The sequence below is a fragment of the Mesorhizobium sp. L103C105A0 genome, assembly GCF_000502215.1.
Taxonomy (GTDB): Bacteria; Pseudomonadota; Alphaproteobacteria; order Rhizobiales; family Rhizobiaceae; genus Mesorhizobium.
Map to the genome: position 1 here is coordinate 342378 of NZ_AYXF01000006.1, position 18161 is coordinate 360538.

17 protein-coding genes are annotated in these 18161 nt (G+C 63.5%); 8 read left to right on the forward strand and 9 right to left on the reverse strand.

Annotated elements, in window-relative coordinates:
* The first annotated feature begins 72 nt into the window (after nt 1–72).
* The 6 genes from iolE (at nt 73) to phnN (ending at nt 4896) form a co-directional block, all read left to right on the forward strand.
* Complete coding sequence (gene iolE / locus X727_RS145725; RefSeq protein ID WP_023823973.1) at nt 73–990, forward strand: myo-inosose-2 dehydratase; 918 nt, start codon at nt 73–75, stop codon at nt 988–990.
* Between the two features lie 9 nt (nt 991–999).
* Nucleotides 1000–1248: a hypothetical protein gene (locus tag X727_RS145720; protein WP_023672345.1), complete on the forward strand. Its 249-nt coding sequence runs from the start codon at nt 1000–1002 to the stop codon at nt 1246–1248.
* A gap of 174 nt (nt 1249–1422) precedes the next feature.
* The gene (gene iolB / locus X727_RS145715; RefSeq protein WP_023672346.1) at nt 1423–2235 is read left to right on the forward strand and encodes a 5-deoxy-glucuronate isomerase; all 813 of its coding nucleotides are present in this window, start codon (nt 1423–1425) and stop codon (nt 2233–2235) included.
* Nucleotides 2236–2372: 137 nt separating this feature from the next.
* Nucleotides 2373–3080, forward strand: a complete 708-nt coding sequence (locus X727_RS145710) for a DUF1045 domain-containing protein (RefSeq protein ID WP_023739734.1) — start codon at nt 2373–2375, stop codon at nt 3078–3080.
* Nucleotides 3081–3115: 35 nt separating this feature from the next.
* Nucleotides 3116–4270, forward strand: coding sequence for an alpha-D-ribose 1-methylphosphonate 5-triphosphate diphosphatase (locus tag X727_RS145705; protein ID WP_023814494.1), 1155 nt, complete (start codon nt 3116–3118; stop codon nt 4268–4270).
* Nucleotides 4267–4896, forward strand: coding sequence for a phosphonate metabolism protein/1,5-bisphosphokinase (PRPP-forming) PhnN (gene phnN / locus X727_RS145700; RefSeq protein WP_023741263.1), 630 nt, complete (start codon nt 4267–4269; stop codon nt 4894–4896). The genes X727_RS145705 and phnN overlap by 4 nt, the downstream gene beginning before the upstream one ends.
* Before the next feature lie 2 nt (nt 4897–4898).
* On the opposite strand, the gene X727_RS145695 is transcribed toward phnN, so the two are convergent.
* The 3 genes from X727_RS145695 to X727_RS145685 form a co-directional block, all read right to left on the reverse strand.
* Nucleotides 4899–5885 (reverse strand): ABC transporter permease, encoded by a 987-nt coding sequence (locus X727_RS145695; protein WP_023834616.1) that lies wholly within the window; start codon nt 5883–5885, stop codon nt 4899–4901.
* A 44-nt stretch (nt 5886–5929) separates the two neighbouring features.
* Nucleotides 5930–7468, reverse strand: coding sequence for a sugar ABC transporter ATP-binding protein (locus tag X727_RS145690; protein ID WP_023834617.1), 1539 nt, complete (start codon nt 7466–7468; stop codon nt 5930–5932).
* A gap of 122 nt (nt 7469–7590) precedes the next feature.
* Nucleotides 7591–8553, reverse strand: a complete 963-nt coding sequence (locus tag X727_RS145685) for a sugar-binding protein (RefSeq protein WP_023672352.1) — start codon at nt 8551–8553, stop codon at nt 7591–7593.
* Nucleotides 8554–9133: 580 nt separating this feature from the next.
* On the opposite strand from X727_RS145685, the gene X727_RS145680 reads away from it, so the two are divergent.
* Entirely contained in the window at nt 9134–10237 is a 1104-nt protein-coding gene (locus X727_RS145680) for a LacI family DNA-binding transcriptional regulator (protein ID WP_031204422.1), read from the forward strand.
* 2 nt (nt 10238–10239) lie between these two features.
* Nucleotides 10240–10638: a hypothetical protein gene (locus X727_RS1000000168585; RefSeq protein WP_196815005.1), complete on the forward strand. Its 399-nt coding sequence runs from the start codon at nt 10240–10242 to the stop codon at nt 10636–10638.
* A 358-nt stretch (nt 10639–10996) separates the two neighbouring features.
* Here the strand turns inward: X727_RS1000000168585 and X727_RS145670 are convergent, their stop codons facing one another.
* The 6 genes from X727_RS145670 to X727_RS145645 all read right to left on the reverse strand — a co-directional run bounded on the left by X727_RS145670 (nt 10997) and on the right by X727_RS145645 (nt 18161).
* Nucleotides 10997–11578, reverse strand: coding sequence for a hypothetical protein (locus X727_RS145670; protein ID WP_023834618.1), 582 nt, complete (start codon nt 11576–11578; stop codon nt 10997–10999).
* 547 nt (nt 11579–12125) lie between these two features.
* Complete coding sequence (locus X727_RS145665) at nt 12126–13037, reverse strand: ABC transporter permease (protein WP_023744942.1); 912 nt, start codon at nt 13035–13037, stop codon at nt 12126–12128.
* Entirely contained in the window at nt 13034–14134 is a 1101-nt protein-coding gene (locus X727_RS145660) for an ABC transporter permease (protein WP_023744943.1), read from the reverse strand. The genes X727_RS145665 and X727_RS145660 overlap by 4 nt, the downstream gene beginning before the upstream one ends.
* The gene (locus X727_RS145655) at nt 14131–15654 is read right to left on the reverse strand and encodes an ABC transporter ATP-binding protein (RefSeq protein WP_023834619.1); all 1524 of its coding nucleotides are present in this window, start codon (nt 15652–15654) and stop codon (nt 14131–14133) included. The genes X727_RS145660 and X727_RS145655 overlap by 4 nt, the downstream gene beginning before the upstream one ends.
* A gap of 3 nt (nt 15655–15657) precedes the next feature.
* Entirely contained in the window at nt 15658–16755 is a 1098-nt protein-coding gene (locus X727_RS145650; RefSeq protein WP_196815006.1) for a BMP family ABC transporter substrate-binding protein, read from the reverse strand.
* Between the two features lie 26 nt (nt 16756–16781).
* Nucleotides 16782–18161, reverse strand: coding sequence for an amidohydrolase (locus X727_RS145645; protein WP_023744946.1), 1380 nt, complete (start codon nt 18159–18161; stop codon nt 16782–16784).

Consider the following 18161-nt stretch of genomic DNA (forward strand, 5'->3'; position numbering starts at 1 on the left):
GCACCCCACCCCGCTGCTTCGCAGCGACCCTCCCCACAAGGGGGAGGGTGAACAAGAAACCGGAGCTAAAACTTGAAAGCCAAACTGGGCATGTCCCCCATTGCGTGGTGGAACGATGATCTTGCCGAACTCAGCGACGACGTCTCGCTGGAAGAGTGCCTGCGCCAGTCGCGCTCTGCCGGCTTCACCGGCATGGAAATGGGCCGGCGTTTCCCAAACGACCCCGAAATCATGCTGCCGATCCTGAAAAAGGCCGACGTGACGCTGTGCGGCGGCTGGTTCTCCGGCACGCTGGTCGATGAGGATATGGGCAAGAACAGGGATCGCATCCAGCCGATGATCGACCTGTTCAAGGCGGTGAATGCGCCTTGCATCGTCTATGGCGAGGTCGGCCGCTCGATCCAGGGTGATCGCTCCAAGCCTCTCGCCACCAAGCCGAAATTGTCGAACGACGAAATGAAGGCCTATGCCAGGCGCCTCACCGAGTTCGGCGAATGGTGCGCAGAGCAAGGCATGCCGCTGTCCTATCACCATCACATGGCGGCGGTGGTCGAGACCGAGCCGGAGCTCGATGCCTTCATGCGCCATTCCGGCGAAGGCATTCCGTTGCTGCTCGATGCAGGGCATCTCGCCTTTGCCGGTGGCGATGTGCTGCGCGCCATCGACAACCACCACAAGCGCATCAGCCATGTCCATGTGAAGGATGTGCGCATGGGCGTGATCGACGGGCTCGACCGCACGAAGCAGTCCTTTCTCGACGCCGTGGCGCTCGGTGCCTTCACGGTGCCTGGCGACGGTTCGCTCGATTTCGGCGCCATCGTGCAGCGCTTCGCCGACCATGGCTATGAGGGCTGGTTCGTCGTCGAGGCCGAGCAGGACCCGAAGAAGAACCCGCCGCTGAAGATGGCCCAAGTGGGTTACAAGGAGCTGATGCGGGTGATGACGGCGGCCGGCTACACGGTGGAAACGCAAGGCTTTCCCAATGCCTGAGGCGATCCGATGAAGGATTACGAGCACCCGTTCTTCCGGCCGCTGTGGCGGCGCGTTGCCGTCGTCGCCGTCTGCGTGATCTGGGCCGGAATAGAATTCGCCTCCGGCACCCCATTCTGGGGCATCATTGCGCTCGGCTTTGCCGCCTACGCCGTCTGGCAGTTCTTCTATCTTTACAAGCCGGTGGAGGAGAGCAAGGCTGCGCCTGATCGACCGAAGACCGGCGAAGCGAAGGCGGACGCCGAACCGAAGGAATGAAGCGGCCGTGGCTCGGAAGGGCTTGCGGGTCGGACACTGGACACCTGTGATTGGCCGGAACGTCCCTCGCTTCGTCATCCTAGGGTCTTCGCGACGGAGCTTCGCTCCTGCTTCGCCCCAGGATGACGAAGTTGAGAGGCCGACCTCGAAGACTTGCGATAGGAGAGACAAAACATGTCGAAACTGCTCGTCAAAGCCGACAAGGGCCATGGCCGCGTCGCCCATGTCACGCCCAAAAGCGCCGGATGGACCTATGTCGGCTTCGACCTGCACCGCCTGAAGCCGGGCGAGACCGCATCCGGCAAGACGCAGGATCGCGAAGTCTGCCTGGTGTTCGTCACCGGCAAGGGCACGGCAAGGGCCGGCGGCCAGGAACTCGGCCTGCTCGGCGAGCGCATGTCGCCCTTCGAGGGCAAGCCGTGGTCGGTCTATATTCCGGAGGGTTCGGACTGGTCGGTCACCGCCGACACCGATCTCGAACTCGCGGTCTGCTCGGCGCCGGGCCTGGGCGGCGGCTTGCCCGTTCGCGTCATCGCACCCGACGACCTCGGCCAGGAGACTCGGGGCAAAGGCACCAACACGCGCTACGTCACCAACATATTGCCCGAGGGCAAGCCCGCCGACTCGCTGCTGGTGGTCGAGGTCATCACGCCCGGTGGCCACACATCGAGCTACCCGCCGCACAAGCACGATCAGGACAATCTGCCGGCCGAATCCTATCTTGAGGAAACCTATTACCACCGCCTCAACCCGCCGCAGGGCTTTGCCTTCCAGCGCGTCTACACCGACGCCGACAAGTCGGGCGCCCGCGAACTGGACGAGGCGATGGCGATCGAGGACGGCGATGTCGTGCTGGTGCCCAAGGGCTATCATCCGTGCGCGGCCTGTCACGGCTACGACCTCTATTACCTTAACGTCATGGCCGGGCCGAAGCGGACGTGGAAGTTCCACAACGCGCCCGAGCACGAATGGCTCATGAAGGCCTGATCGGCCTTCGCTTGCGCCGGAAGAAAAATCGTCGGCTAACGATCCATGGGGTCGATTTGCCTTCGAAAACTCGCATAAGCTTCGTCAATCCGTCATGGAAATCACCTATGGCAGCGGGCTGACGAGGATTTTTTTCGATGCGCTACGCCATCTATTTCACCCCGAGGCAGGACGAGCCGTTGGCGCGGATCGCCGCCAACTGGCTGGGTCGCGACCCCTTTGGCGCCGCCACCAGGCCGGTCGAGGCGGTGGGCGAGCTGTCGGCGGCCGAAGTCGCCTTTCACACCGCATCGGCGCGGCGCTACGGTTTTCATGCGACGCTGAAAGCGCCCTTCCGGTTGGCCGCCAACGAAACCGAAAGCTCGTTGCGCGCGGCGCTGGACGCCTTTGCCAAAGCAACGCCGACGGTCACCATCCCGCGCCTGGTCGTCAGCCAGATCGATGGTTTCTTCGCTTTGGTGCCGGAAGGTCCGCTGCCGCCGCTCAACCGTTTCGCCGATGATGTCGTGCTTAGCTTCGACCGTTTTCGCGCGCCGCTCACCGAAGCGGAAATCGAACGGCGCAGCCCGGATTCGCTGAAACCGGCCGAGTTCCGCAATCTCTGTCAGTGGGGCTACCCCTACGTGTTCGAGACCTTTCGCTTCCACATGACGCTGTCCGGCCGGGCCGGGCCGCAGGAAAGCCAACGTCTGCGCGCGGCAATCGACAGCCTGTTCGCCGATGTGCTGCAGCAGCCGGTGCTGGTGGATGCGCTGACGCTGTTCGTCGAAACCGAACCGGGCGCTCCGTTCATGGTGCTTTCGCATCATGCGCTCGGCCGCCGCGCTGCCCGAAAAACCGCCTGACCGCAATTCGTCCGAGTAACCAGGTACCGCCTGAAATGACCGCCGAAACTGTTCTCCACAACGCCCGCATCGTGCTTGCCGACGAGATCGTCGAAGGGTCGCTCGTGCTGCGCGACGGTTTTATCTCCGGCGTCGACGCCGGCACCGGCCACACCGGCGGGGGCATGGGCGGCGAGGACATGGGCGGCGACTACATCATTCCCGGCCTGGTCGAGCTGCACACTGACCATCTCGAAGGCCACTATGCGCCGCGCCCGAAAGTGCGCTGGAACCCGATCGCCGCCGTCCTTGCCCATGACGCGCAGGTGGCCACCGCCGGCATCACCACCGTGCTCGACGCTTTGCGTGTCGGCATGGACGAGGACGCGGATATTACCTCCGACGACATCCGCAAGCTCGCCGGCGCGATCGAGGACAGCGTCGCGAAAGACCGGTTGCGGGCCGACCATTTCCTGCATCTGCGCTGTGAGGTCTCGGCGCCGGATTGCTTGCGGGCTTTCGCCAATTTCGATGGCGACGAGCGGGTCAAGCTGGCCTCGCTGATGGACCATGCGCCGGGACAGCGTCAGTTCGTCAATCTCGAGACCTACGCCTATTACTATCAGCGCAAGCTGAAGTTGACCGATCGCGACTTCCAATTGTTCTGCGAAAAGCGGATGTCGGAATCAGCGAAGAATTCGGGACCGAACCGGGTGGCGATATCAGCCGCCTGCAACGAGCGGGGCATTGTGCTGGCGAGCCATGACGACGCCACATCAGGCCATGTCGACGAGGCGATCGAACAAGGCGTGCGCGTCGCGGAATTCCCGACCACGCTGGAAGCCGCCAAGGCCTCGAAGGATGCCGGGCTCGGCGTACTGATGGGCGCGCCCAACGTCATGCGCGGCTCCTCGCATTCGGGCAATGTCTCGGCCCGCACGCTGGCCGGCGACGGCCTGCTCGACATATTGTCGTCCGACTACATTCCCTTCAGCCTGATCCAGTCGGCCTTCTTCCTCGGCGACGTCGTCGAGGGCATTTCCCTGCCGCAGGCGGTTGCGATGGTGTCGAAGAATCCGGCCGAGGCGATCGGCCTCAACGACCGCGGCGTCATCGAACAGGGCCGCCGCGCCGATCTGGTGCGTGTGCGCGTCGACGACCATGTGCCGGTCGTGCGCACTGTCTGGCGCCAAGGGCGCCGGGTCGCCTGATGGTCTCGGCGTCGATCGACCGCGAACTCAGCAGCGAGGCCTTTCCGCTCCGCAACGGCGTGTTTGTCGCCGTCGTCGGCCCGAGCGGCGCCGGCAAGGATACGGTAATCGGCTATGCCCGCACCTTGTTTGCCGACGAGACGAGGCTGGAGTTCGTCCGCCGGGTCATCACCAGGCCGAGCGACGCCGCAAGCGAGGATCACGACACGCTGGCCGACGCAGCCTTTGCCGAAGCCGAGGCCGACGGCGCCTTCGCCATTTCCTGGGAGGCGCACGGGCTGCGCTACGGCATTCCGGCCGATGTCGACTGGTCCATCGCCAATGGCCATGTCGCGGTCGCCAATGTCTCGCGCGCAGTCATCCCGGTGCTGCGGGAGCGCTATGCCAATCTGGCTGTCGTCGAGATCACCGCCTCGCCGGAAATCCTCGCCGAGCGTCTCGCCCAGCGCGGCCGCGAATCGCGCGGCGAAGTGCTGGCTCGGCTCGCCCGCAGCGCCAATATCGCTTTGTCCGGCTCCGGCGTCACCTCGATCGACAATGGCGGCCGGCGCGAAGCCGCCGGAGAACGCTTCGTCGAGGTGCTGCGCAAGGCGATGGCCTTCTCGGATATATCCGGCGTGATGTAGCGCTACTCCGCCGCGACAGTCTTCCGGCTGGCATCGAGCATCAGCCGCCTTGCGCGGAACACGCCCCATTGCTGGTCGACCAGCACGCCGATCAGGATCACGCCGCCCATCACCGCGAAGTTGAGCGAGGACGGGATGCCGAGCAGATTGACCAGGTTCTGCAACTCCTGCAGCAGCACGGTGCCCAGGATGACGCCGACCAGCGAGCCTTCGCCGCCGCGCAGCGAGAAGCCGCCGAGAACTGCGGCGGCAATGGCGTAGAGTTCGTAGAATTGGCCGTGGCTGGCCGGCGAGATCGAGCGCGTGTACATGGCGAAATAGATCGCCGACAGCGCCGTCAGAACGCCGCAGATGACATAGGCGGCCATCACGACGCGGCCGGTGCGGATGCCCGAATATTTAGCCGCCTCTTCGTTCTTGCCGATGGCATAGAGGTAGCGTCCGAACACCGAGCGGTGCAGCACCACCCACATGACGATCGAAATGACGATCAGTGCGATGAAACTGTTGGGCACGCCATAGCTGCGGCCCGCGGTGAGGAATTCGAGCTCGGGAAAATTCTGGCCGAAGGCGAAGCCGGCGGTGCCGTCGGCGGTATAGAAACGGGCGACCCCGCGATAGATCAAAAGGCCGCACAGCGTCACCACGAAGGCCTGCAATTTCAGCCTTGTGATCAGCCAGCCATGCGCCAGCCCGATGATGCCGCCCAGCACCAGGATCAGCGGCAGCGCCAGCGGCCATGGCATGTCGCGCACAGCGATGAAATCGATGAACAGCGTGCCGAGCAGCGCCACCAGCGACCCCACCGACAATTCGATGCCGCCGGTGATGATGACGAAGGCCTGGCCGATGGCGAGGATCCCGAACAGGCCGATCAGGTTCGAGGTGTTGGCGAGGTTGATCGGCAAAAGGAAGCGCGGGTTGATGGCGGTCACCACGGCGCCGACCACCAGGATCAGGATCAGCAGGCCGAGATCTTTTTTGCTCATCGTCTTCTCCCCAATGCGCCGGACCGGCAATCGCCTGAAGCCCGCTAGTTTGCCGGCTTGCCGACCGCCAGCAACAGCACGTTTTCCTGGCTGAATTGTTCCTTGTCGAGAATGCCCGAGATCTGGCCCTCATGCATGACGGCGATGCGGTCGGACACGCCGATCACCTCTTCCATGTCGCTGGAGATCATCAGCACGGCGACGCCGGCATCGGCCAAGGCTCGCATCAGCCCGTAAATCTCGGCCTTGGCGCCGATATCGATGCCGCGCGTCGGCTCATCGAGGATCATCACCTTCGGGTTCATCGCCAGCCATTTGCCCAGCACCACCTTCTGCTGGTTGCCGCCCGACAGCGTGCCGGTTCGCGTCTGCACCGACGGCGCTTTGATGCCGAGATTCGTCTTCTGCTTCTCCGCGGTGGCGGCCTCGGAGCTTGGCGACACCAGTCTACGCTTCGCATGCGCCGGCAGGTTGGGCAGCGAGATGTTCTGCGCGATCGACAGGTCAAGCAAAATGCCGGTCAGCTTGCGGTCTTCCGGAACCAGGAAAATGCCATGCGCGACCGCATCGGCCGCCGAACCCAGTACAAGCGGCTTGCCGTCGAGTTCGAGCCCACCGCCAAGCGTGCTGTCGATGCCGAAGAACACCCGCGCCAGTTCGGTGCGGCCGGAGCCGACAAGGCCGGCGAGGCCGAGGATTTCACCGCGCCTGATGTCGAGGTCGACCGGCCGGGCAGGGTAGGCGGGGGTGCGGATGGCTTTGGCCGAGAGAGCCGTGGCGCCCGGCGCCCGCGCCGCCTCGGAGGCCTTCTCGCGCTCCTTCAGCATGCGGCCGATCATCAGCTTGACCATCTGGTCGTGGTTGATGGCGCTCTTCGGCAAGGTGCCAGCCAGCATGCCGTCGCGCAGCACCACGACGCGGTCGGCGACGCGCTCGACCTCATGCAGCCGGTGCGAAATGAAGATGACGCTGATGCCATCGGCCTTCAGCGCCTTGATGACGTCGAGCAGCTTGTCGGTTTCGGCGAGCGGCAGGCTCGACGTCGGCTCGTCGAGGATCACCAGCCGCGCCTTGATCGACAGTGCCTTGGCGATCTCGACCATCTGCTGCTGCGCCAGCGACAGCGAGGCAACCGGCGTATCGGCGGAGAAATTGGCGCCGACGCGCTTCAGCAGTGGCGCCACCATTTCGCGCAGCTTGGCGCGGTCGACCAATCTCAGCGGCCCGCCGCGCAACGGCTCGCGGCCGAAGAAGATATTGGCGGCAACATCGAGGTTTTCGAAGAGATTGAGTTCCTGGTGGACGAAGGCGATGCCCGACCCCAGGCTGCCTTCGACGGTGAGCCCGTCATGCGCAACGCCGTCGACGGTGATGGCGCCGCTGTCCGGCCTGGTGACGCCGCCGAGGATCTTCATCAAGGTCGATTTGCCGGCGCCGTTTTCGCCGACCAGGCCGATCACCTCGCCCGGCCTGACCTCCATGGAAAAGCCGTCCAGCGCCACCACGCCCGGATAGGTCTTGCGCACGTTCTCGAGGCCGAGGAACGGGGTGGTTGCGACGATGGATGGGTCGGAATAATTCATCACGCCATATTTGATCAGGCTTGCCAGCAGCCGGTGGGCTACAGACTGACGGGCCTTGGCCGACCCGTCAACACGATCGCCGGCTCAAGGCGAACCCTGAGCCGGCGCAACTGCTCGTGGTCTCAGTTTCCGGACATCGCCTTCAGATTGGCGGCATAGGTGTCGACATCGTCCTTACCGATGATCTTGGTCGGGATGATGATCAGGCCGCCTTCCGGAATGCCTGATTTGTCGCCCTTGAGATAGGCGGCCATCAGCTTCATGCCCTGATAGGCCCATTCGAAGGGCTGCTGCACGACGGTGGCCGCCACGGTGCCTTCCTTGACGCCGCCCAGCGTGATCGGATCGTCATCGAAGCCGACGACGGTGATCGAGCCGAGCTTGCCGGCGTCGCGCAGCGCTTCATAGATGCGCGGCGTGTTGTAGGAATAGAAGCCGACCATGCAGGTGATGTCGGGGCTGGCGACCAGCGCGTCCTCGACATTCTTCTTGGCGCGCGCCTGGTCGATGTCGTCGCCGCGCACGTCCACCAGTTCGATCTTGCTGCCGGCGAGGCCGTCCTTCATGCCCTGGATGCGCTCCTTGGCATTGTCGGCGCCGAGCAGGCCGACGAAGCCGAGGCATTTGCCGCCGTCCGGCATCGCCTTCTTGGCGATCTCGGCCGCCTGCTTGCCGGCGTCGACATTGGACGAGCCGATATAGGCGACGCGCTTGGTCTGCGGGGCATCGGAGTCGGTGGTGAACAGCGCCGTTTCCGACGCGATCTTGTTCAGGCCGTCGGTCGAGGTCTTGGGGTCGACGGCCGAGACCATGATGCCCTTGACGCCGGCGGTCACCAGATCGTCCATCAGCCGCTGCTGGATGGCGACCGAGGACTGCTCGGGATATTTGAGTTCGAGATTGTAGTCGGGCAATTCGGCCTGCGCCTTCTTGACGCCGGCTTCGGCGGCCTTCCAGAAATCGGAAGCGCCGTTGACGACGAAGGCAAGCGTCGGCTTGTCGTCGGCGCGCGCAATGGCTGTCGCGGTCAGGCCAAGCAGCAGGGCTGCGGTGGCCACGGATGCATGTCGTATCAAGGATTTCATGTTCAACCTCCCGTTTTGGCTCAGTCGTCGGACTGAACCGATCTGAATTCACTGACTTGCCGCTCGCGATTTGGACGCCCTCCTCCTCAGGGGTTCCCGGCGCTGAAGAATGGCGTCGTCGGTCGCGATCACGGACTTTAGAGACTCATCCCATGCTCGTAAATAGTCTGATTTGTCTGACATATCACATGTCCGAGACCAGGCTTGCGGAGGCAAACCCCGCTCGCCATCGGGCCATTCACGTGCACTTCTCGCCGCACGGGGTCCCACCTGACCGGACACGGCGGATTGACGTTACAGCGTCGTTTTGTATTAGTAAACACTATTAGCAGAGGTCTCGCGCGGACACTCGGCGGTGGCCCTAGGTCTAGTTTGCCCGAACAGGTGCAGCACGGCTTCGCGCAAGCTGATGCCTTGCAGTCCTCGAATTTCACGCGGCCCGAAGCGGCATGGCGGCGAACTTCAAAGCTGCTAATAAAGATAAACGCCTTCGACTATTTCCATTGGTCGACGGCGCGACACCATCTTGTCGGTGTGGCAGGCTTGCGACTAGACAGGCTGGGGATTGGGACGCAATGCCATGAGCGAGACGAGGGATCCGGACGACACGGCGAAGCGGCGCAAGGCGCCGGCGAGAGCTGCCAAGGGCGGCCGCGTCACCATGACCGACATTGCCAGGGCAGCCGGTTGCTCGCAGGCGACCGTCTCTTTCGTGCTCAACGATTCGCCCGGCATCCGGCTGTCGCAGCAGACGCGCGAGCGGGTGATCGACGCCGCGCGCTCGCTCGGCTACGCAGCACCCGCCTTCTCGGCGCTGCGCAAACCTGTTCCCGCCTTCGATGGACTTGACGGTGTCATCGGTTTCGCTGTCGACCAGCTGGCGACAAGCCCGGAAGCCGTTGTCGCCATCGAGGGCGCGCGCCAGGCATCGTGGAACGCCGGCAATGTGTTGCTCGTGGCGCAGACCATGGGCGACGCCGTCATGGAGCCGCGCGCCATTGCGGCGCTCACCAGGCGCGGCATCTCGGCGCTGATCTACATGACCATCTTCACCCGCGAGATCACGGCGCCGGATTTCCTCTACGGCCTCGACATACCGGTCATCCTGCTCAACTGCTACACGGCCGATTATGCCTTCCCGGCCGTGGTGCCTTCCGAGATCGCCGGCGGCCAGAACTCGACCCGGCATCTGATCGGCCACGGCCACCGCCGCATCGCCATCATCACCGGCGAGCCGTGGATGCAGGCCGCGCAGGACCGGCTGAAAGGCTACCGCAGGGCGCTCGCCACCGCCGACATCCCGTTCGATCCCGAACTGGTGGTCGAGGGCGACTGGTCGGCGAGCGCCGGCTATGCCGCGACCGTGAAGCTTTTGGCGCTGAAAGAGCGCCCGACCGCCATCTTCTGCCAGAACGACCGCACGGCCATCGGCTGCTACGAAGCGCTGAAGGAGGCAGGCCTGCACATCCCGCAGGACATCTCCGTCGTCGGCTATGACGACGAGGAGATCGCCCGCCATCTGTTCCCGCCGCTGACGACATCGATCCTGCCGCACATGGCGATGGGCCAATGGGCGATCGAACAGCTCGAAGTGCCGCCGCCTGCCGGCCGCGGCCGCTATCCCATCACCAAGCTGGAATGCCCGCTGGTGCAGCGGGAGTCGGTGGCAGCTGTGGCTGGATAAAGTTGAACCAGCCCATCCCGATGCAAATCGGGATGGGTCTGTTTGGTGTTTGCGCCTCAGGGCAGGGTCTATCCGGGAACGTGCCGCGGTTAGAACCGCAAGACGACAAAGGAGCGCCTGCGATAGCAGCGCCGGCGCAGCCGGCCATGCCGCCAGAACGTGCGGCAGTGCCGTCTCCAGACATGCCGCCTGTGGTGGCGACGATGGTGCCATCGCCGATGCGAGATCTGCTCGACATCGCCAGCGCCTTCGTCGTCATCAAACGAATTGGCATCCTGCTTGTCGAGTTCATCGAGAATGCCGTTACCGACATTGGGAACCCCGGCCACGGCCTCGAGAGGCCGAACCGCGGTAGCAAGCGCCGCGGCCCCCGCAACGCCAAACAATGCTGTCAAGAATGATCGCCGATCCATCAAAACCTCCATCAGCAAGACAAGGCTAACATGACGAGCCTAACACAAAGCAGCTAGAGCGGGTGATACAAAAGGCCAGAGGCGAATCTTCGAGCCGGCCCAAACGGGTGACCGGACGGACGGCAGAGGTCAGATTAAGGCCGCAACCGGGCGGCGCGCTTCCTTCGGCTCGGCGACCAAGCCATGCGGAATGCCGCCGATGAAAGCGCACAGCCTGAGCGGTTCCGCCTTTCCGCGAAACGCTGAACCGCTCGGCAAAACTCTCTCCCTAAGAATGCCCGCCACCTTGCGGCATTGGGGCTGGCTGAGAGACTGACGCCCCACGGCAGATGCGATGTTGCGGTACTCAGCGCCGCGCCAATATCCGGCAGAGCTCCTTCAGGTCCCGGTCGTAGGTGCCCTTGCCGCTGAGCACGCTGGCGCAGCGTTTTTTCATCTTGGCGATCTGGCCGGCCGACATGGCGCTGATGGCAACCACCGCCGGCCGCGCCGGCACCGCCGGCGTGTTGGGATCCCTAGGGCTGGTGGTCGTTGTCTGTGTGCCAATGCCGACGCCGACCCCGGCCGTCACTCCACTGCCCACCCCGACCCCGGCGCCGACCCCGCTGCCGACGGTTGCGCCGACCCCGACCCCGACGCCCGTGCCGACCGATACGCCGGCGCCGGCGGTAACGCCGCTGCCAACCGAGGCGCCGACACTGGCGGTGGTGCCGCTGGTGCCTCCGACCGTCGCTCCGGCATTGACGCCCTTGCTCCCGCCGACCGAGACACCGACGCCAAGCCCGCCGCCACTGCCGCCGACCGAAACACCCACCCCACCGCTGCCGCCGATGCCCACACTGAGCCCGCCCGCGCCAGCCGGAAAGCACAAAGCTACGGAAACCGCGCCGCCGGCCAAGACCTTTGTTAAACTTTTAAAGAAATCCATAACGCCGCTCCCCGTGCTGGTTGCCTGGACGCAGGTTGAACAGCATCCGTTACCAATATGATTACGCGAGTGTAGCGTTTTTAGTTTCTGCAAGAATAGGTAGTATTGGAAGTCGTTGTTATGGCTTCTTGCGGCGACCGGAATATATATGTTGGAATTGGCGGAAAAAATCGAGGATTTGCGGTTAGACTCGGAACCTTAGACAGGCAGGACGAGTGCTCGCATGCGGGAATTTACCGGGCGCATGCCTCAGGCCATCTTGCGACGCCGCTTCCCTAGGCTGCGGTGGAGAATGGACCCTCGAGAATGGGGCTCGTACTGCAGAAAAGGGGACGATCCAAGAAACCCGCGACGATCTCCACCGATGTCGGGCGCGTTGTGCGCCACATCGTTCCGCTGCTCGCAGTCGACGGCGTCAGCGCTACCCTTGCGGGCATACCTTCGCCCCGTTTGGCGTTTCTGCCCTTTGGATCGGATGCCGATCGTCCGCTGGCGTTTCGAATCTCTTCAACTTACGCCGAGTTTCGCAAATCCACTTTAATCCCGGCTAACGTTCGAAGGGTTCGCCAAGCGAGGCGACACCGTTCAGCCTGAGCAAGCGGCGGTCCGCCGAGATGACACCGAGCACGACGATCGTAACGAGATAGGGAAGGCTGGAAAGCAGTTGCGATGGCAGGTCCAGACCGGTCGCCTGGGCGGCGAGGCTCATCAGCGAAACCGCGCCGAAGAGGCAGGCACCCAGGAAGATGCGGCCAGCGAGCCACGTACCAAAGACAACGAGTGCGATCGCGATCCAGCCACGTCCGGCAATCATACCGTCCGCCCAAAGGGGCGTGTACACCGCCGCCGCATAGGCGCCGGCAAAACCCGCCATCATGCCACCAAAAGCTATGGCCGCGACACGGATAGCGATGACCGGATAGCCGATGGCGTGGGCTGCCTTGGGATTCTCGCCGATTGCCCTCACGACAAGGCCGACTCTCGTATAGGCAAACATCGCCCAGATCGCAAACGTCACGGCAAGGGAAAGCCATACGACGACGTCCTGGACAAACAGCCTGCCGACTACCGGGATTTCCGAGAGGCCGGGAAAGGCAAGTTTCGGGAGCCCCTTCACCGTCAAGCTCTCGTAGCTTTTGCCGAACAGCGCCGAAAGGCCTTGGCCGAGAATGCCGATCGCAAGGCCTGTCGCGACCTGGTTTGCCCGGAATCCGAGTGCCAGCACTGCAAAGACGAGCGACAGGACGGCGCTACCGAGGCCGGCGGCAACGAACCCCAGCAGGTGTCCACCGCCGTGGTAGACGACGATGAACGCGAGCACCGCGCCGAGGGCCATCAGGCCCTCTACGCCGAGGTTAAGAACACCGGCGCGCTCGACCACCAACTCGCCGAGTGCGGCAAGGAGAAAGGGGGTTGCCGCTGCGAGCATGCCCGAAATAATGAACTCGACGGCGTTCATGGCTGGCTCAGGTGATGGGGGCGGCGCCACTCGATGCGGTAGCGCACGAAGGCCACAGCGCCGAGATAGGCGAGCAGCAAGCTGCCTTGGAAGACGCGGACGGCGGCGATCGGCAGGTTTGCCGACACCATCGCATTGTCGCCGCCGATATAGAGGACAGCCATGAAGAGCGCGGAAAAGATGATGCCGACTGGATGCAAGCCGCCGAGATATGCGACAATAATGGCCGCATAACCGTAGCCGGTCGAGATCGAGCGCTGCAACTGGCCGAGCGGACCCGCGACTTCCGCGGCGCCTGCCAGTCCCGCCGCCAAGCCACCGATCAGAAGCGATAGCCAAATCGCACGCCCTTCGCTGAAGCCGGCGTAACCGGCCGCGCGCGGGGCAAGGCCGCCGACCTTGAGCTTATACCCCATGAAGCTTCGCTGCATGAAAACCCAGGCCACCAGCGAGAGCGCAAGTGTGATGAGCAGCGAGACGTTGACACGGGTACCGGTGATCAGGGTCGGCACCATCGCGTCGTTCTGAAACATGACGGATTGTGGGAAATTGAAGCCGGCCGGGTCCTTCCATGGGCCGAGCAGCAAGTAGTTGAGGACTTGCGCCGCAACGAGGCTCAGCATCAGGGAGACCAGGATCTCGTTCGCATTGAGCCTGACGCGCCAGAAGGCGGTGATAGATGCCCAAAGCGCACCGCCGAGGGCACCGAGAAGCAGCATCAGCGGCCAGATCCACTGCCCGGTCGCCTGCGGAAACCAGACGGGGATCGCCGAGGCGAAAATAGCGCCCAGGATAAACTGGCCCTCCGCGCCGATGTTGAACACTTTTGCGCGGAAACCGATCGCCAGCCCCTGGGCAATGAGGAGAAGAGGCCCCGCCTTCAGCAGCACCTCCGCGAACGATGCCCAGGAGAGGAACGGCTCGAGAAGCATCGCGTACAGGACGGCCGCCGGATCTCGGCCTATCAGCACATAAAGGCCCAGATTGAGGATGATCGCCATGCCAAGCGCGACAGCCGGGGCCAGCATGGCCGCGACGAGCGAGGCATGCTCCCGGCGGACGAGCGCGGGGAGGAACGTCGCGGCCCAAACGCTCATGCAGGAACCTTCTCTGGCGAGGCATGTGCTCCGATCATGTATCTGCCGATGTCTTCGGGGCGCGTGTCCCGCGTGACCAGAGGCGGACTCAGCATCCCATGATGCAGCACCTGGATGAAATCGCAGAGTTCGAAAAGTTCCTCGAGTTCCTCGGAAATTACGAGGATCGCCACGCCCAGGTTGCGCAACGCGATGAGCCGCCTTCTGATGGCGGATGCAGCGCCAATGTCTACACCCCAGGTCGGTTGCGCCACGAAAAGCAGTTTTGGCGACAGCATCATCTCGCGACCGACGATGAATTTCTGCAAGTTGCCGCCGGACAGCGAGCCCGCTTCGGCATCCGGGCCGGAGGCGCGGACGTCGTACCGACGGATGCATTCGTTGGTGAAAGCCGTCGCTCCGGCGCTGTTGATGAGGCCGCGCCTCACGAGATCGAAAGGATGGGCGGTAAGAACGGTGTTGAGCACGAGCGACATTTCAGGGACCGCGCCGCGTCCCAGCCGGTCTTCGGGCACGAAGGCGAAGCCAAATCTCCTGCGCGCGGCCGCATCGAGTGTGCCTACGTCGCGGCCCATCATGTAAATCCGGTCGCGTTGTTCCTTCAGCAGCATCGCTTCGCCCGAGATAAGCGCGGCAAGCTCGCCTTGGCCATTGCCCGATATTCCGGCTATGCCAAGAATCTCGCCTGATCGTACCGTGAGGCTGATGCCGGAGAGCGGCGTGGCAAAGGGGTCGTCCGGCGTGTAGTCCATGTCGATTAGTTCCAGCCGCTTCTCCCCCTCGGGCATGGCCAACGCGGGCATCACCTCGGGCATGTCGCGGCCGATCATCATCCGGGCGAGGTCGTGCGCATCATAGTCGCGCGGGTCGACGGTGCCGATAACGCACCCTCCACGCAAGACCGTCGCCTGGTCACAGATCGTGCGAATTTCCTCCAGTTTGTGGGAGATGAACAGGATGGACACGCCGCGGTCGCGAAGGCGCCTGAGCGTGTCGAACAGCTTCTTCACCGCCTGCGGCGGCAAGACCGAGGTCGGCTCGTCGAGAATGAGCAGCTTCGGGTCCGTCATCAGGCAGCGGATGATCTCCACCCGCTGCCGTTCGCCGACCGAGAGCGCGTGCACATCGGCGAGAGGATCTACTTCAAGGCCGAAATCCTGGCCGAGGCTGCGGATGCGCCCCGCCAGCTCCGCCTTGCCGCCGGGGACGACGAGCTGGATGTTCTCGACGACAGTCAGCGTCTCGAACAGCGAGAAATGCTGAAAGACCATGCCGATGCCCCTGCGCCGTGCCTCAGCCGGCGAGGCAAGGCGCAGATGCTCTCCGTTCCAGACGACGGTGCCTTCGTCCGGCTGTTCAACGCCATAGATGAGCTTCATCAGCGTCGATTTGCCCGCCCCATTCTCCCCGAGGATCGCATGGATCGATTGGGGCGCCACGTCCAGATCGATGGCTTCGTTAGCCCGGATCTGGCCGTAGCTCTTCGAGATGCCGCGGAGCGACAGAAGGGGCGGGGTCATGACTTACTTCGGCAGTGGTGTGGTGACACCCTTGACGTGCCAGTCCATCGCGACGATCTCGGGATCCGCTATCGTCGCACCGGCGGCGGCGGCTTCGCTGCCGTCGGCCTTGGTGATTGGACCTGTGAAGGGCGAGAAGCTGCCGTCGGCGATCTTCGCCGCTACTTCCTTGATCTTCGTCATCGTGTCGGCTGGGATATCTGAGTTCCAGTCCACGACCTCCACCACCTTTTCGGCGACGCCGAGGAAGGTGTTGGCGCCCTTGAAGGTTCCGGCCAGATGGGCATCCACGGAAGCCTTGAAGAAGGGCGACCAGTCCGTCGCGATGCAGCCGAGATATTTCTTCGGTGCATATTTCTTCATCGACGAATTGAGGTTGAACGCGTAGACGCCAGCCTCCTCGCAGGCCGAGATCACGGAGGGTGTGTCCTGCGCGTTCGAGAAGATCACGTCGCAGTTCTGTGCCATCAGCGCCTTGGCGGCTTCCTGTTCCTTGGCCGGGTCGAACCAGGAGTTCACCCAGACGACCGATACCTCGATATCGGGATTTACAGTCTGCGCGCCGAGCGTAAATGCGTTGATCGAGGTGATCAGCTCCGGAATGGCGAAGGCCGAGACGGAGCCGAGCTTGCCGGTCTTGGAAAGAGCTGCGGCGGCTATGCCGAGCAGGTAAGTGCCCTGGAAATACTTCGCCGCGAAGGGCGAGAAATTCGGCGCGGTCTGGAAGCCGGAGGCATGCAGCACGGTGACCGCAGGATCGCGGCGGGCGATCTGTAGTGCACCATTCTGGTAGCCGAATGAGCCGGCGATCAGGAACTTGTTACCGTCGGCGACGGTCTTGTTCATGATCCGGTCGGCGTCCGGCCCTTCGGCGATGTTCTCGATGACGGTGATCTTCACCTTGTCGCCGTATGCGGCCTTGACCGGCTCGAGGCCGGCGGCGAGCGCATGGCCCCAGCCGACATCGCCGACCGGCGACGGGAGCACGAGCGTGATACCGAGCGGCTCGTCGGCCGCAAAGGCGGGACGGCTGCCAAGCGCGCCGGCAAGCCCTGTCGCGGCAAGGCCCTTCATCAGAGTTCTGCGGGTCAGATAGTTCAGCATGTCAGTTCCCCTGTCTTAAGTTGTTAGAATTCCACCGCGGCAAAAGCGGCTTCCGCGTCCGCAGCAAGCCGGGTCTCGTTCAGCCCGGTAAACGCACCCTTCTCCCAGACGATGCGGCCGTTGATCATGGTCATGTCGGTGGGCATGCCGATGCCGACCTTGGCGATCAGGCTCAATGGATCGTGGCGCGTGCCGACATAATCCATGCGGCGCGTGTCGATCGCGAAGAGGTCGGCGGCCATACCGGGCGACAGTCGGCCGATGTCATTGCGGCCCAGAAGCGCGGCCCCGCCCGTTGTCGCATAGCCGAGGAAATCGACCGGCGCAGGCACGGGATGAGCGCGCGTCGAGGCCGCCAGGCATTGCAGCATGTAGGCGGAATGGATGCAGTGCATGAGGTTGGAGTTGTCGTTCGAGGCAGCACCGTCGCAGCCGAGACCGACGCGCAGGCCAAAGGCGGACATGGCGGGAATATCAGTCACCTCCGCACCCACCAGATAGACCGGCTCCGGGCAATGCGAGACACCGGTGCCGCTCGCCGCCATCAGCCGCAGTTCGTCATGCGTCAGCTCCCAGCAATGGGCATAGAAAGTGTCTCGGCCGGCAAATCCGAGGTCCTCGAGATAGTCCACCGTACGCATGCCATGGCGGGCCTCGATGATCGGGCTTTCGCCCTCGCCGACATGGGTGTGCATCCGCACCCCGCGATCACGCGCCAGCGAAACCGATTCCACGAAGGTCTCGCGGTAGCAGTTGACCGGCTGGCAGGGAGCGACCACGACCTGACGCATGCTGAAGGGACTGGTGTCGTGATAAGTGTCGATGAGGCGTGCGCAGTCGGCAATGAATTCGTCCGTGGTCTCCAGCATCTCGTCTGGAATGGTCGAGCCTTCCGATTTTGGCAGCGTGTTGCCGCCGCGGCCGGCGTGGAAACGCATGCCGAGAAGGTCGGCCGCTTCGAACTGCCGGTCGATGAGCCGTTTTCCGGCATGGAGCGGAAAATTGTACTGGTGGTCGAAGGCCGTCGTGCAACCGTGCTTTATCAACTCTGCCATCGCCGTGATCGAGGCGTGGTAGAAACAATCCTCGTTGAGCCGGGAGAAGATCGGATAGATCCGGTCGAGCCATTCGATGACCGACAGCTTCGTCCAGTCGAGGTCGGCACGGTTGCGCACAAAGCACTGAAAGAAGTGATGGTGCGTGTTGACGAGGCCGGGATAGACGAACCAGCCGTCGGCGTCCTGCACGATAGTACCGGCCGGCAACTCGCTTCTGTGCAGGCCTTGCCCGATTGCCTCGATCTGCGGGCCATTCGTCAGCACATCGACATTGCGCCGGACGCTCGGACCCCTGCCCTCGTCGGTGATGACCGCTGCGCAATTCTTCAGGAGATAGCCGGTCAC

Coding starts and splice junctions, on each gene's coding strand:
- X727_RS145705 (WP_023814494.1), top strand. CDS start 3,116: ATGACCGCCGAAACTGTTCTCCACAACGCCCGCATCGTGCTTGCCGAC.
- X727_RS145710 (WP_023739734.1), top strand. CDS start 2,373: ATGCGCTACGCCATCTATTTCACCCCGAGGCAGGACGAGCCGTTGGCG.
- X727_RS145660 (WP_023744943.1), bottom strand. CDS start 14,134: ATGAGCGTTTGGGCCGCGACGTTCCTCCCCGCGCTCGTCCGCCGGGAG.
- X727_RS145720 (WP_023672345.1), top strand. CDS start 1,000: ATGAAGGATTACGAGCACCCGTTCTTCCGGCCGCTGTGGCGGCGCGTT.
- X727_RS145685 (WP_023672352.1), bottom strand. CDS start 8,553: ATGAAATCCTTGATACGACATGCATCCGTGGCCACCGCAGCCCTGCTG.
- X727_RS145695 (WP_023834616.1), bottom strand. CDS start 5,885: ATGAGCAAAAAAGATCTCGGCCTGCTGATCCTGATCCTGGTGGTCGGC.
- X727_RS145680 (WP_031204422.1), top strand. CDS start 9,134: ATGAGCGAGACGAGGGATCCGGACGACACGGCGAAGCGGCGCAAGGCG.
- X727_RS145690 (WP_023834617.1), bottom strand. CDS start 7,468: ATGAATTATTCCGACCCATCCATCGTCGCAACCACCCCGTTCCTCGGC.
- X727_RS145655 (WP_023834619.1), bottom strand. CDS start 15,654: ATGACCCCGCCCCTTCTGTCGCTCCGCGGCATCTCGAAGAGCTACGGC.
- X727_RS145665 (WP_023744942.1), bottom strand. CDS start 13,037: ATGAACGCCGTCGAGTTCATTATTTCGGGCATGCTCGCAGCGGCAACC.
- X727_RS145670 (WP_023834618.1), bottom strand. CDS start 11,578: ATGGATTTCTTTAAAAGTTTAACAAAGGTCTTGGCCGGCGGCGCGGTT.
- iolB (WP_023672346.1), top strand. CDS start 1,423: ATGTCGAAACTGCTCGTCAAAGCCGACAAGGGCCATGGCCGCGTCGCC.